This window comes from Streptomyces sp. NPDC052052 (genome assembly GCF_040680455.1).
Lineage (GTDB): Bacteria > Actinomycetota > Actinomycetes > Streptomycetales > Streptomycetaceae > Streptomyces.
This window is the reverse complement of record NZ_JBFAWU010000001.1, coordinates 171073-183967: the sequence shown is the minus strand read 5'-3', so window position 1 is coordinate 183967 and position 12895 is coordinate 171073. Positions and strand designations below refer to the sequence as shown.

Annotated in this window: 11 protein-coding genes; all 11 read right to left on the bottom strand. The window is 69.9% G+C overall.

The window, feature by feature from the left end; translation table 11 throughout:
- Positions 1-26: 26 nt before the first annotated feature.
- The 11 genes from sepF to AB0L71_RS00745 all read right to left on the bottom strand — a co-directional run bounded on the left by sepF (position 27) and on the right by AB0L71_RS00745 (position 12878).
- On the bottom strand, positions 27-650 hold the full coding sequence (gene sepF, locus AB0L71_RS00795; RefSeq protein ID WP_365236365.1) for a cell division protein SepF: 624 nt from the start codon (positions 648-650) through the stop codon (positions 27-29).
- 125 nt (positions 651-775) lie between these two features.
- Positions 776-1495 carry a YggS family pyridoxal phosphate-dependent enzyme gene (locus tag AB0L71_RS00790; RefSeq protein WP_365236363.1) on the bottom strand — a complete coding sequence of 240 codons (720 nt, stop codon included), beginning with the start codon at positions 1493-1495 and terminating at the stop codon, positions 776-778.
- A gap of 6 nt (positions 1496-1501) precedes the next feature.
- Positions 1502-2239: a peptidoglycan editing factor PgeF gene (gene pgeF, locus AB0L71_RS00785; protein ID WP_365236361.1), complete on the bottom strand. Its 738-nt coding sequence runs from the start codon at positions 2237-2239 to the stop codon at positions 1502-1504.
- A gap of 17 nt (positions 2240-2256) precedes the next feature.
- Complete coding sequence (ftsZ, locus tag AB0L71_RS00780; RefSeq protein WP_365236359.1) at positions 2257-3471, bottom strand: cell division protein FtsZ; 1215 nt, start codon at positions 3469-3471, stop codon at positions 2257-2259.
- Positions 3472-3748: 277 nt separating this feature from the next.
- Positions 3749-4543, bottom strand: coding sequence for an FtsQ-type POTRA domain-containing protein (locus tag AB0L71_RS00775; protein WP_365236357.1), 795 nt, complete (start codon positions 4541-4543; stop codon positions 3749-3751).
- Between the two features lie 51 nt (positions 4544-4594).
- Positions 4595-5689: an undecaprenyldiphospho-muramoylpentapeptide beta-N-acetylglucosaminyltransferase gene (gene murG, locus AB0L71_RS00770; RefSeq protein WP_365236355.1), complete on the bottom strand. Its 1095-nt coding sequence runs from the start codon at positions 5687-5689 to the stop codon at positions 4595-4597.
- Between the two features lie 6 nt (positions 5690-5695).
- Positions 5696-7138: a putative lipid II flippase FtsW gene (gene ftsW, locus AB0L71_RS00765; RefSeq protein ID WP_365236353.1), complete on the bottom strand. Its 1443-nt coding sequence runs from the start codon at positions 7136-7138 to the stop codon at positions 5696-5698.
- Positions 7139-7248: 110 nt separating this feature from the next.
- Positions 7249-8676: a UDP-N-acetylmuramoyl-L-alanine--D-glutamate ligase gene (murD, locus tag AB0L71_RS00760; RefSeq protein ID WP_365236351.1), complete on the bottom strand. Its 1428-nt coding sequence runs from the start codon at positions 8674-8676 to the stop codon at positions 7249-7251.
- Positions 8673-9743 carry a phospho-N-acetylmuramoyl-pentapeptide-transferase gene (gene mraY / locus AB0L71_RS00755; RefSeq protein ID WP_365236349.1) on the bottom strand — a complete coding sequence of 357 codons (1071 nt, stop codon included), beginning with the start codon at positions 9741-9743 and terminating at the stop codon, positions 8673-8675. Before mraY ends, murD begins: the two co-directional genes overlap by 4 nt.
- The gene (murF, locus tag AB0L71_RS00750; protein ID WP_365236348.1) at positions 9740-11146 is read right to left on the bottom strand and encodes a UDP-N-acetylmuramoyl-tripeptide--D-alanyl-D-alanine ligase; all 1407 of its coding nucleotides are present in this window, start codon (positions 11144-11146) and stop codon (positions 9740-9742) included. The genes mraY and murF overlap by 4 nt, the downstream gene beginning before the upstream one ends.
- Before the next feature lie 4 nt (positions 11147-11150).
- The gene (locus AB0L71_RS00745; RefSeq protein ID WP_365236346.1) at positions 11151-12878 is read right to left on the bottom strand and encodes a UDP-N-acetylmuramoyl-L-alanyl-D-glutamate--2,6-diaminopimelate ligase; all 1728 of its coding nucleotides are present in this window, start codon (positions 12876-12878) and stop codon (positions 11151-11153) included.
- Positions 12879-12895: the final 17 nt, after the last annotated feature.

The following is a 12895-nucleotide window of genomic DNA, read 5'->3' as shown; positions in this document are numbered from 1 at the left end:
GCCGGATCGTTCCCGGTGTCGTGTTCTCAGCTCTGGTTGAAGAATCCGCCCTCAGCGATACGGGCCTTGTCCTCCGCCGTGACATCGACGTTAGCAGGCGACAACAGGAACACCTTCTGCGTCACACGCTCAATGCTGCCATGGAGACCGAAGACGAGTCCTGCGGCAAAGTCGACAAGTCGCTTCGCGTCCGTATCGTCCATCTCCGTGAGATTCATGATCACCGGAGTGCCCTCACGGAAGTGTTCCCCGATGGTACGGGCCTCGTTGTAGGTCCTGGGGTGCAATGTGGTGATGCGGTAGGGCTCCCGCTCGGACACGACCTTGGGCATGATCACCGGTGCGTTCTTCTCCATGTTCGGGCGTTCAGGTGTGATGGACGCCACGGGTGCGATTCGGGCGGGTCGCTCTCTCTCCGCCGGGATCTGAGCCGGCTCCCGCTGCGCCGGAGGCTGCACCACCCGCACCGGCTCTTCCCGCTCCCGGTCTCGTTCCCGGTCGCGCTCCGCCTGATGCGCAGCCTGGTGCCGCCGCCGCTCGGGCTCGGGCTCGGGCTCGAATTCGTCGTCGGGGTCGAACCCCGGACCGTCGTACCCATCGTCCTCCACGAGGCCGAGGTAGACCGCCATCTTGCGCATCGCGCCGGCCATGCTCTGAGTCCTCCGCTCTGTGGTGGATCGGCATCTGAACCAAGTGCCCCGTGATCCACTGAGGCCTGCCCGCCAAAGGCGGGAATGACCATATTTTCTGCTGTGGTCCGACTTGCTTGGCGACGTTACCCGAGCCTCGGTCGGACTCCGAGTACCGCCGTACCGACGCGCACATGTGTCGCTCCGGCCGCGACCGCCTCCTCGAGGTCCGCGCTCATTCCCGCGGAGACCATGTTCGCAGCCGGATGGTTCTCGCGCAGGCGGGATGAGAATTCCATCAGCCGGTCGAAGGCGGCACGTTGCCGGCCGGCGAACGGTCCGGCGAGGGGTGCGACTGTCATCAGACCGTCGAGCCTGAGTCCGGGCGAGGTCTCGACCGCCGCGGCCAACTCCTCGATCCCGTCCGGCGCGACACCGCCACGGTCACCCCGCTCGCCGCTCTCCGCGTCGAGTGCGACCTGGATGAGACAGCCGAGTTCGCGCCCCTCGCGCACCGCCGCCGCCGAGAGCGCCGTGACCAATTTGGCCCGATCGACCGACTGCACGACATTGGCATAACTGGCTACAGAACGAACCTTATTCGTCTGCAATTGACCCACAAAATGCCATGTGAGCGACAGATCCGCACATGCGGCTGCCTTGGGTGCCGCGTCCTGGTCACGATTCTCCGCGACATGGCGAACACCGAGTTCATGCAGAATCCGCACATCGCTCGCGGGGTAGGTCTTGGTGACCACGATGAGGGTCACTTCATCCCGCCGACGACCGGCTGCGGCACAGGCGGAAGCGATACGCTCCTCCACCCGTGCCAGATTTGCGGCGAGTTGATCCTTACGGTCCGTCATGCCCTATCAATCCAACCAGACATATCCGGCGAGCCGCCCGGTGGTGCGGTCGCGGCGGTACGAGAAGTGGTCACCCGATTCAAGGGTGCAGACACGCGATGCGTGCCGGTCCTGGATGCCGAGGGCTTCGAGCTGGGCGTGGACCCCCGCGGTGACATCCACGGCCGGGGTTCCCCAGCTGGTCTCGGACCAGGAGGCCGGGACGATCTCGGCGACCTCGTCGCGCATCCGGGCCGGGACCTCGTAGCACCGCCCGCAGACCGCCGGCCCGGTGCGGGCGATGATCCGGGACGGTTCCGCGCCGAGCCCGGTCATGGCCTCGACCGTGGCGGGGACGACCCCGGCGACCAGACCGGGACGGCCCGCGTGCGCAGCCGCCGCAACCCCGGCGACCGGGTCGGCGAGCAGTACGGGGGTGCAGTCGGCGGTGAGTACGGCGAGCGGGAGTCCGCGCCGCACGGTCACCAGGGCGTCCACGGCGGGGATCTCCGAAGCGTCTCCCCACGGTCCGTCGACGACCGCGACGTCCCGTCCGTGCACCTGGTTCATCCAGACGACCTGCCCCGGGTCCAGGCCGAGGGCTCGCGCGGCACGGTCCCGGTTGGCCAGAACGGCGGCGGGATCGTCTCCGACCGCGCCGCCGAGATTGAGCTCCTCGTACGGAGCGGCGCTCACCCCGCCCCACCTGTCGGTGAAGGCGAAGTGCGCGCCGCCCCCCGAGCGTACTGAAGACACTTCGGGCACTGCGTGATGCGGATGTATCACTTCAAGAAGTCCGGGACATCCAGCTCTTCGGCCTGGGAGTCCTGGTAGGGACGGGCCGGCGGGATGTGCGGCGAGGCGACCGGCGGCAGGTGGCTCTCACCGACGGCCGATACGGGCTCGGCCTGGACCGGAGGCTCCTCGCGCAGGGGCACGGAGCCCAGTCCACCGGTCTGGCGGACCGGCTCGGCGCTCCGGACCGGCGGGGCCGGCTCCTCGCGCTTGACGGAGTTCGCCCCCAGGACGTTCTCGCGACGGGCCGGCGGCTGTCCGCCGTCGAAGCCCGCGGCGATCACGGTGACGCGCACCTCGTCGCCCAGCGCGTCGTCGATGACCGCGCCGAAGATGATGTTCGCCTCGGGGTGTGCCGCCTCGCTCACCAGCTGGGCCGCTTCGTTGATCTCGAAGAGACCGAGGTCGCTGCCGCCGGAGATCGAGAGCAGGACGCCCCTGGCACCGTCGATGGACGCCTCCAGGAGCGGCGAGGAGATCGCCATCTCCGCGGCGGCCACCGCACGGTCGTCGCCGCGGGCCGAGCCGATGCCCATGAGTGCCGATCCGGCCTCGGACATGACCGACTTGACGTCGGCGAAGTCGAGGTTGATCAGACCCGGGGTCGTGATGAGGTCGGTGATGCCCTGGACACCCGAGAGCAGCACCTGGTCGGCCGACTTGAACGCGTCGAGCACGCTGACCTGGCGGTCCGAGATGGACAGCAGGCGGTCGTTGGGGATGACGATGAGGGTGTCGACCTCTTCGCGGAGCTCGGCGATGCCGTCCTCCGCCTGGTTCGCACGCCGCCGGCCCTCGAAGGTGAACGGGCGGGTGACCACGCCGATCGTCAGGGCGCCGAGCGAACGTGCGATGTTGGCGACGACGGGTGCGCCGCCGGTGCCGGTGCCGCCGCCTTCTCCGGCGGTGACGAAGACCATGTCGGCCCCCTTGAGGACCTCCTCGATCTCCTCACGGTGGTCCTCTGCCGCCTTGCGACCGACGGCCGGGTTGGCCCCGGCGCCGAGGCCGCGGGTGAGTTCGCGGCCGACGTCGAGCTTGACGTCGGCGTCGCTCATCAACAGGGCTTGCGCATCAGTGTTGATCGCGATGAACTCGACGCCCTTGAGACCGACCTCGATCATTCGGTTGATGGCATTGACACCACCGCCGCCGACACCGATGACCTTGATGACTGCGAGGTAGTTCTGCGGTGCTGCCACGTCGAAGGCCTCTCGCCTCGAGTTACGTGTCGTCGCTCTGCGGTAGTACCGCTGCGACGACGGATGCCGATTGGGACGGTCCGAAACGCCGACCCAAACCCTAACGTTGAAGTTTAGGGTTACCAGTGTGTCTGCTTCATGGACTCTTCCGAACAGGACACTAAGTCGACAAGTGGCGCACGTTCAACGAACACGCCGAACCTCCCGTTTTTCTTTTCACCCTATGTGATCACCCGTAGCGCTGGCCAACCAGGGTGCTGGTCAGCTCAAATACCCGTCAACTACCTGATACCGCCGGGGCGGTGGGTGCACTCACGTCGAAGTGTCCCGCTTTGGGAGAGGCTTTCATGAGCGCGGTGAGGACTTTCGCCTTCACCGAACTCTCTTCACCACTGCCCCAGACCACCGTGCGCCCCCGGGTGAGCTCCAGGGAGATCGAGTCGTACGAGGTGACGCGTACGACCTCGGTGTCCTTGGCGACTCCCGCCGGGAGGAGGCCCGCGACCCGGACCGCCTCCCGGACCAGCCGTGCGCTGCCGAAGCGGCGCAGGCTCGCGGACCGGTCGGGCTTCAGCTCCAGCAGAGGCACATGTCCGGGTGATGTGGCCACGGTTGCGAAGCGCACGCCCTTCGCATCCACTTCGATGAACTGTGCGCCCTTTTTCATCAACAGAACCGGTTGCCGTTCGGTCACTTCAAGTCTGATTCCGTGCGGCCATGAGCGCACGACATCGACCGAATCGATCCGAGGCAGCTTCCGGCGCAGCCGGTCGGCGATGGCGTCGGTGTCCACCGAGATCAGCGGAGCCCCGATCGGCACCTGGGCCGCGGTCTCCACCTCTGCCGGTTTCAGTACGTCGACACCGGTGATCCGGACCTGCTCGGTCCGCAGCCAGGAGGAGCCGTAGAGCACCCAGACGAGACCGGCACCGAGCAGCAGCACGAGTGCGCCGATCACGATCAGCCTTCTGCGGCCGGACAGTCGGCGCCCCTCGGGGCTCGGGCGCGACGAGCGGGCCGAGGGGTCCTGCTGCTGTGCTGTCCCGCGCTGGGCGGTGGTCGGTCCGGCCACGCTCGCTCCTTCTGCCGGGTCCGGGAGCCACCGCCCCCGGACCCGCCCGCCTCACGCCCCTCGGCGTGCGGCAATCGCCTCGTACACCATGCCGACGAGCAGGTCGTCGGCGTCCCGGCGGCCGAACTCCGCGGCGGCACGGGACATCTCGTACAGCCGGTGCGGATCGGCCAGTACCGGAAGGACATTGCCCTGCACCCACTCGGGGGTGAGCGCCGCGTCGTCGACCAGCAGGCCGCCGCCGGCGTTGACCACCGGCTGGGCGTTGAGCCGCTGTTCGCCGTTGCCGATGGGCAGCGGTACGTAGGCGGCGGGGAGCCCGACGGCGGAGAGCTCGGCGACGGTCATCGCGCCCGCGCGGCAGAGCATCATGTCGGCCGCCGCGTACGCGAGATCCATCCGGTCCACGTACGGTACCGGGATGTAGGGCGGCATCCCGGGCATGTTGTCGACACGCGGCAGTTCGTTCTTCGGGCCGACCACGTGCAGGATCTGGATCCCGGAGCGCTGCAGCAGCGGGGCGACGCGCTGGACCACCTCGTTGAGGCGGCGGGCGCCCTGCGAGCCCCCGGAGACCAGCAGCGTCGGCAGGTTGGGGTCGAGCCCGAAGGTGGCACGCGCCTCGGGGCGGACCCGGGCCCGGTCCAGGGTCGCGATGGTCCGGCGCAGCGGGATGCCGATGTAGCGGGCACCGCGCAGCTTGCTGTCGGGGGTGGAGACGGCGACCCCGTGGGCGTACCGGGAACCGATCTTGTTGGCCAGACCGGGGCGGGCGTTGGCCTCATGGACGACGATCGGGACACCGGCGCGCTTGGCGGCGAGATAGCCCGGCAGGGCGACGTAGCCGCCGAAGCCGACCACGCAGTCCGCCCCGGTGCGTTCCAGGACCTGCTCGGCCGCCTTGATGGTGCCGCGCAGCCGCCCGGGGACGGTGATCAGCTCCGGGGTGGGCTTGCGCGGCAGCGGCACGGCCGGGATCAGGGCGAGCTCGTACCCCCGCTCGGGTACGAGCCTGGTCTCCAGTCCGCGCTCCGTGCCGAGGGCAGTGATTCCCACGGTCGGGTCCTGCCTGCGCAGGGCGTCCGCGAGGGCAAGCGCGGGCTCGATGTGGCCGGCGGTCCCCCCACCGGCGAGTACGACATGCACCGAAATTCACCGCTCTCCGGACGGACGCTTCTTGACGCGCCGTCTCATCGTCTTCCATCTCACCCCGGGCCTCCGCATGGCCAGGGCCGCCTTCGCGGCAGGGTCTGCTCGCGCGAACGCGATGAGCAGCCCGACAGCGAACATGGTCGGCAGCAGGGCCGACCCTCCGTAGGAGAACAGCGGGAGCGGGACACCGGCGATCGGCAGCAGGCCGAGCACCGCACCGATGTTGATCACAGCCTGCGCCGTGATCCAGGTGGTCACGCCTCCCGCGGCGTACCTCACGAAGGGGTCCTCCGTGCGTCCGGCCACGCGGATACCCGCATAGCCTAGAGCCGCGAAGAGGGCGAGCACCGACAGCGTCCCCGCCAACCCGAGCTCCTCCCCGGTGATGGCGAAGATGAAGTCGGTGTGCGGTTCGGGCAGTTGCCCCCATTTTTCCACGCTCGCACCGAGTCCGGATCCGAACCATCCGCCGGACGCAAGAGCATAGATGCCGTGCACGGCCTGCCAGCAGGAGTCCTGTGGGCCGGGTTCGCTGGCGCCGATGCAGGCGAGTCGGGACATCCGGTTCGGGCTGGTCTTGATCAGCACGAAGGCGATCACCCCGGCGAAGCCCAGGACCCCGGCGAAGAGCCGGGTGGGTGCGCCGGCCAGCCAGAGCAGCCCGAACAGGACCGCCGTGAGAATGATCGCAGTGCCCATGTCACCGCCGAGCATGATCAGCCCGAGGAGCATGAAGGCGACCGGCACGAGCGGTACGAGCATGTGTTTCCACTGCGTCAGCAGCCGCTTGTCCTGTTTGCGGGCGAGCAGGTCCGCGCCCCACAGGACCAGGGCGAGCTTCCCGAACTCGCTGGGCTGGAGCTGGAAGGGGCCGCCCAGATAGAGCCAGTTCTGGTTGCCGTTGACCGACATCCCTATCCCCGGCACCTGGACCAGCACCATCAGGAAGACGCTGCCCATGAGCAGCGGATAGGCGAGCGCGCGGTGCAGTTTGACCGGCATCCGGGCGGCCAGCACCATCAGTCCGCCGCCGAGGACGGCGGCGAGGAACTGTTTGCGGAAGAAGTAGGTGCCGGGTTTGTCCAGCTCCAGCGCCTTGATCATCGAGGCGGAGTAGACCATCACCAGGCCGAGCACGGTGATCAGCAGTCCGGCGCCCAGGATCAGGTAGTACGCGGTCAGCGGACGGTCCCAGGCCCGGCGCGCCTGCTCGTACATCCGCCGGACGCCGCCACCCCGGGGGGTGCGGGAACTGCCGGCGGGGCGCCCCTTGGACGGCGGCGCCGAGGGGCGCCGGGAGCCGGCGGCCGACCGGACCCGCAGGGCGGCCCCCACGGGCACCGGAGGGCCCACGAGCAGGGGCGGGGTGAGTGCCCGGCTGATCGCCGCGGCGGCCCGTGAACGGTCCCCACGGGGCCAGGCGGAGCCTTCTTCGGCCGGCATTGTCGCTGTCCCCTCCACTGCTCGTGCCCGAGGCCGCCGCCGGGGGCCGGGGGCCGCGGCACGGCCGCCCGCACCCGGTCGTCGGGACAGTACGGCGCGGGCCGGGCCCGTCAGGCGCTCTCGGCGGCGAGGGCGCGGACCGCGTCCGCGAATGCCTCGCCCCGCTTGTTGTAATTGACGAACATGTCCATCGAGGCGCAGGCCGGGGCCAACAGTACGGTGTCTCCCGGCCGGGCGAGCCGTGCCGCCTCGCGGACCGCCTCGGACATCGCCCCAGTGTCGGTCCGGTCGAGGTCGACCACCGGGACCTCGGGGGCGTGTCGCGCCAGGGCTTCGCGGATCAGGGCCCGGTCGCGGCCCATCAGCACGACGCCACGCAGCCGCCCGGCGGCCCCGGTCACCAGCTCGTCGAAGGTGGCTCCCTTGGCCAGGCCGCCGGCGATCCAGACGATCGGGTCGTAGGCCGCGAGGGAGGCCTCGGCGGCGTGGGTGTTGGTGGCCTTGGAGTCGTCGACGTACACGACCCCGGCGACCTCGGCGACATCCTCGATGCGGTGCGGGTCGGGGCGGAAGGCCCGCAGCCCGTCCCGCACGGCCGCGGGCTCGACGCCGAAGGCGCGGGCCAGGGCCGCGGCCGCCAGGGCGTTGGCGATGTTGTGCGGGGCCGGCGGGTTCACGTCGGAGACCTCGGCGAGCTCCTGGGCCTGCTTCTGCCGGTTCGCCACGAAGGCGCGGTCGACGAGGATGCCGTCGACGACGCCCAGCTGGGACGGGCCGGGTGTGTTCAGGGTGAAGCCGATGGCGCGGCAGCCCTCCTCGACATCGGCCTCGCGCACCAGGTCCTCGGTCGCCTTCTGCTGCGCGTTGTAGACGCAGGCGACGCGGTTGCCCTCGTAGATCCGGCCCTTGTCCGCGGCGTACGCCTCCATGGAGCCGTGCCAGTCGAGGTGGTCGGGGGCCAGGTTGAGCACGACCGCGGAGTGGGCGCGCAGCGAGGGCGCCCAGTGCAGCTGGTAGCTGGACAGCTCGACGGCGAGTACGTCGTACGTCTCGTCGCCGAGGACGGCGTCGAGGAGGGAGACGCCGATGTTGCCGACCGCGGCGGTGCGCAGCCCGGCCGCCTCCAGGATCGAGGCGAGCATCCGCACGGTCGTGGTCTTGCCGTTGGTGCCGGTGACCGCGAGCCAGGGCGCGGGCTTCCTGCCGCCCAGGTCGCGCAGCCGCCAGGCGAGTTCGACGTCGCCCCAGACCGGGACGCCCGCCGCGGCGGCCGCGGCGAAGAGCGGCTTGTCGGGCCTCCAGCCGGGGGTGGTGACGATGAGCTCGGTGGACTCGGGCAGGGTCGCCCCGTCGCCCAGGCGCACGGTGATGCCCTGCGCCTCCAGCTTCGCGGCCTGCGCACGGGAACGCTCGTCGTCCCCGTCGTTGACCACCGTGACGACGGCTCCGAGGCCGTGCAGCACCTCGGCCGCCGGGATGCCGGAGACACCGAGCCCCGCGACGGTGACGCGCTTGCCCTGCCAGTCCTGGTTGCTCACTTCTCGGCTGCCCATCCTGCGTAGAAGAGACCGAGTCCGACGATCACGCACATGCCCTGGATGATCCAGAACCGGACCACGACAAGGACTTCGGACCACCCCTTGAGTTCGAAGTGGTGCTGCAACGGCGCCATCCGGAAGACCCGCTTGCCGGTCATCTTGAAGGAGCCGACCTGGATGACCACGGACATGGTGATCATCACGAAGAGGCCGCCGAGGATGGCCAGCAGGAACTCCGTGCGGGAGCAGATCGCCAGACCGGCGAGCGCGCCGCCGAGGGCGAGCGAGCCGGTGTCACCCATGAAGATCTTGGCGGGCGAGGTGTTCCACCACAGGAAGCCGAAGCAGGCGCCCATCAGGGCGGAGGCGACGACGGCCAGGTCGAGTGGATCGCGTACCTGGAAACAGGCGTTGGGGTTGGTCAGGGTCATCGCGTTGGCGCAGGACTCCTGGAACTGCCACAGACCGATGAAGGTGTACGCGCCGAAGACCATCACCGACGCGCCGGTGGCCAGGCCGTCCAGACCGTCCGTCAGGTTCACGCCGTTGGACATGGCGAGAATCATGAAGAGGGCCCAGACGACGAACAGAACCGGGCCGATCGACCAGCCGAAGTCCGCGACGAACGACAGCTTGGTGGAGGCCGGGGTGTTGCCGCGGGAGTCGGCGAACTGGAGCGAGAGCACCGCGAAGGCGATACCGACGATCAGCTGGCCGGCCATCTTCGCCTTGGCCCGCAGGCCGAGCGAGCGCTGCTTGACGATCTTGATGTAGTCGTCGAGGAAGCCGACGAGCCCCATACCGGTCATCAGGAAGAGCACCAGCACGCCGGAGAAGCGCATCTCTTCGCCGGTGATCAGCTTCGCCGCGAGGTACGCGACGATCGTCGCCAGGATGAAGGCAATACCGCCCATGGTGGGCGTGCCCTTCTTGGACCCGTGGGTGCGCGGGCCGTCGTCCCGGATGAACTGCCCGTACCCCTTGCGGGCCAGCAGCTTGATCAGCAGCGGAGTTCCGACCAGCGTCAGGAAGAGCCCGATGGCCCCCGCGAAGAGGATCTGCCTCATCGGCCGGTGACCTCGCCCTCGGACGCGTTCTCCAGCAGTGCCGTAACGACCTGCTCCAGGCCGACCGACCGGGACGCCTTCACCAGCACGACGTCTCCCGGGCGCAGTTCACTGCGCAGCAGGTCGACGGCAGCCTGTGCGTCGGACACGTGCACCGACTCCTCACCCCACGAACCCTCGTTGTATGCGCCCAGTCGCAGCCAGGAGGCTTCTCTGCCCCCGACCGCGACGAGCTTGCTGACGTTGAGCCGGACGGCGAGCCGCCCGACCGCGTCGTGCTCGGCGAGCGAGGCGTCGCCGAGCTCGGCCATGCAGCCGAGCACCGCCCACGTACGCCGGCCCTTCCCCATGGCGGCCAGTGCGCGCAGCGCTGCTCTCATGGATTCGGGGTTCGCGTTGTAGGCGTCATTGACGAACGTCACGCCGTCCGGACGCTCGGTGACCTCCATGCGCCAGCGGGAGAGGGTGCCCGCCTCGGAGAGCCCTTCGGCGATCTCGTCTGCGGACAGGCCCAACTCATGGGCGACGGCGGCCGCGGCGAGCGCGTTCGACACGTGGTGCTCACCGTACAGGCGCATCGTCACGTCGCTGCACCCGGTGGGTGTGTGGAGCCGGAAAGCAGGGCGCCCGTCGTCGGTGAGACGGACGTTCTCGCCCCGTACGTCCGCTTCCGCGGCTTCCCCGAAGAACAGCAGACGGGCCTTCGTCCGCGAGGACATGGCGCGCACGAGCGGGTCGTCGGCATTGAGCACGGCCACGCCGTCCTCGGGCAGCGACTCGACCATCTCGCCCTTGGCCTGGGCGATCTGCTCGCGGCCGCCGAACTCGCCGATGTGGGCGGTGCCGACGTTGAGGACGAGACCGATCCGGGGCGGGACGAGGCCGGTGAGGTAACGGATGTCGCCGATGTAGCGCGCGCCCATTTCGAGGACGAGGTGCTGGGTGTCCTCGGAGGCGCGCAGCGCGGTGAGCGGCAGGCCGATCTCGTTGTTGAGGTTGCCCGCCGGGTAGACGGTGGGCCCCTTGCGGGCGAGGAGTTGGGCGATGAGGTCCTTGGTGGAGGTCTTGCCCGCGGAGCCGGTGAGGGCTACGACGGTGGTGCCGAGGCGTTCGACGACGGCTCGGGCGAGCGCGCCGAGTGCGGCCACGACGTCGTCGACGACGATGGCGGGGACGCCGACGGGGCGGGTGGCCAGCACGGCTGCCGCACCCGCCTCGACGGCGCGCTGCGCATAGTCGTGGCCGTCGACCCGCTCACCGACGAAGGCGGCGAACAGACTGCCTTGCTTCACCTCTCGGGAGTCGATGACAACGGGCCCGCTGACGGTTGCTGCCGGATCGGGTATGTCGTACGACTGCCCGCCGACGATTTCGGTGATCTCGGCGAGGGAAAGGGCGATCACTTGGTCATCCCTGACTGTTGTTCTCGTGGGTGTGGGCGCGGTGGTCGGCACTCTCGGTGCCGCTGTGCCCCAGGGACCGCTCGATGGCCGCGCGCAGGACCACGCGGTCGTCGAAGGGGCGTACCACGCCATGGATGTCCTGGCCCAGCTCGTGGCCCTTGCCGGCGATCAGCACCGTGTCACCGGGCTCGGCTCGGGCGACCACGGCGGCGATGGCGGCGGCCCGGTCGGCGTCGACCAGGACGTCGCCCCGCTCGTGGACGGGCACTTCGGCGGCGCCCGCGAGCATGGCGGCGAGGATGGCGAGGGGATCCTCCGAACGGGGGTTGTCGGAGGTCAGTACGGCGGTGTCGGCGAGGCGGGCCGCGGCGGCGCCCATCGGGCCGCGTTTGGTGGTGTCGCGGTCGCCGCCGCAGCCGAGGACGATGTGCAGCCTGCCCTCCGTGACCTTCCGCAGGGAGCGCAGCACGGATTCGACCGCGTCGGTCTTGTGCGCGTAGTCGACGACCGCGAGGTACGGCTGTCCGGCGTCGACGCGTTCCAGCCGGCCGGGGACGCCGGGCACGGCGGCGACACCGTCGGCCGCGGTCTGCGGGTCCAGGCCCGCGACGGCGAGCGTGACGATCGCGGCGAGGGTGTTGGCGACGTTGAACGGGCCGGGCAGCGGGGCCCTGGCGGCAATCCGTTCGTCCTTGGGGCCCACGACGGTGAAGGTGGAGCCCAGCGGTCCGACCTCGACGTCCTCGGCGCGCCAGTCGGCGTCCGGGTGCCCCTCGGCGGAGAAGGTGACGACCGGGACGGATGCCTCGGTGACCAGTCTGCGGCCGTACTCGTCGTCGAAGTTGACGACGCCCTGCCGGCTGCGCCGCGGGGTGAAGAGCTGCGCCTTGGCCTGGAAGTAGTCCTCCATGCCGGAGTGGAACTCCATGTGCTCCGGGCTGAGGTTGTTGAAGACCGCGACATCGAAGACGCAGCCGTCCACCCGGCCGAGCACCAGGGCGTGGCTGGAGACCTCCATGGTGACCGCGTCGACGCCGCGCTCACGCATGACGGCGAGCAGGGCCTGCAGGTCGGTGGCCTCGGGGGTGGTGCGCTCGGACTTGATGCGCTCGGCGCCGATCCGCGTCTCCACGGTGCCGATGAGCCCGGTGGCACGCCCGGCGCCCTTCAGACCGCCTTCGACGAGGTACGCGGTGGTGGTCTTGCCGGAGGTTCCGGTGATGCCGATCCGCAGGAGGCCGGCGCCGGGCCGTCCGTAGATCTCGGCGGCGAGCTCGCCCATCCGGCCGCGCGGGTCCTCGGTGACCAGCACGGGCAGTCCGGTGGCGGCGGCGCGCTCGGCACCGGCCGGGTCGGTGAGCACCGCCGCCGCGCCGAGGCCGGCCGCCTGGGCGACGAAGTCGGCGCCGTGGAAGCGGGCACCCGGCAGGGCCGCGTACACATCACCGGGCCGGATCGCGCGCGAGTCGTGGGTGATGCCGGTGACCTCGCCGGTTCCCGGCGGTTCGACTCCCAACCGGGCTGCCAGCTCACCGAGCGGCGTCGGCCTGAGCCGATCCGGGCGGGGCGCTCCCGGGTAGTTCACAGGGGCGTCCTTCTGGGTGGTTTGGAACTGATCAGCGTGGGGCACGGCGGTGAGCGTACCGGGCTCACCCTGCCTCTCGCGAAGTGAGGGGCAGGAGTTCTGGTGGTTCCCGTTCCGGTTCCCGGGATCGGGGGTGATGGTTGTCACTGGCTGGTTTCCCCGTG

Coding starts and splice junctions, on each gene's coding strand:
- ftsW (WP_365236353.1), bottom strand. CDS start 7,138: ATGCCGGCCGAAGAAGGCTCCGCCTGGCCCCGTGGGGACCGTTCACGG.
- AB0L71_RS00790 (WP_365236363.1), bottom strand. CDS start 1,495: ATGACGGACCGTAAGGATCAACTCGCCGCAAATCTGGCACGGGTGGAG.
- sepF (WP_365236365.1), bottom strand. CDS start 650: ATGGCCGGCGCGATGCGCAAGATGGCGGTCTACCTCGGCCTCGTGGAG.
- mraY (WP_365236349.1), bottom strand. CDS start 9,743: ATGAGGCAGATCCTCTTCGCGGGGGCCATCGGGCTCTTCCTGACGCTG.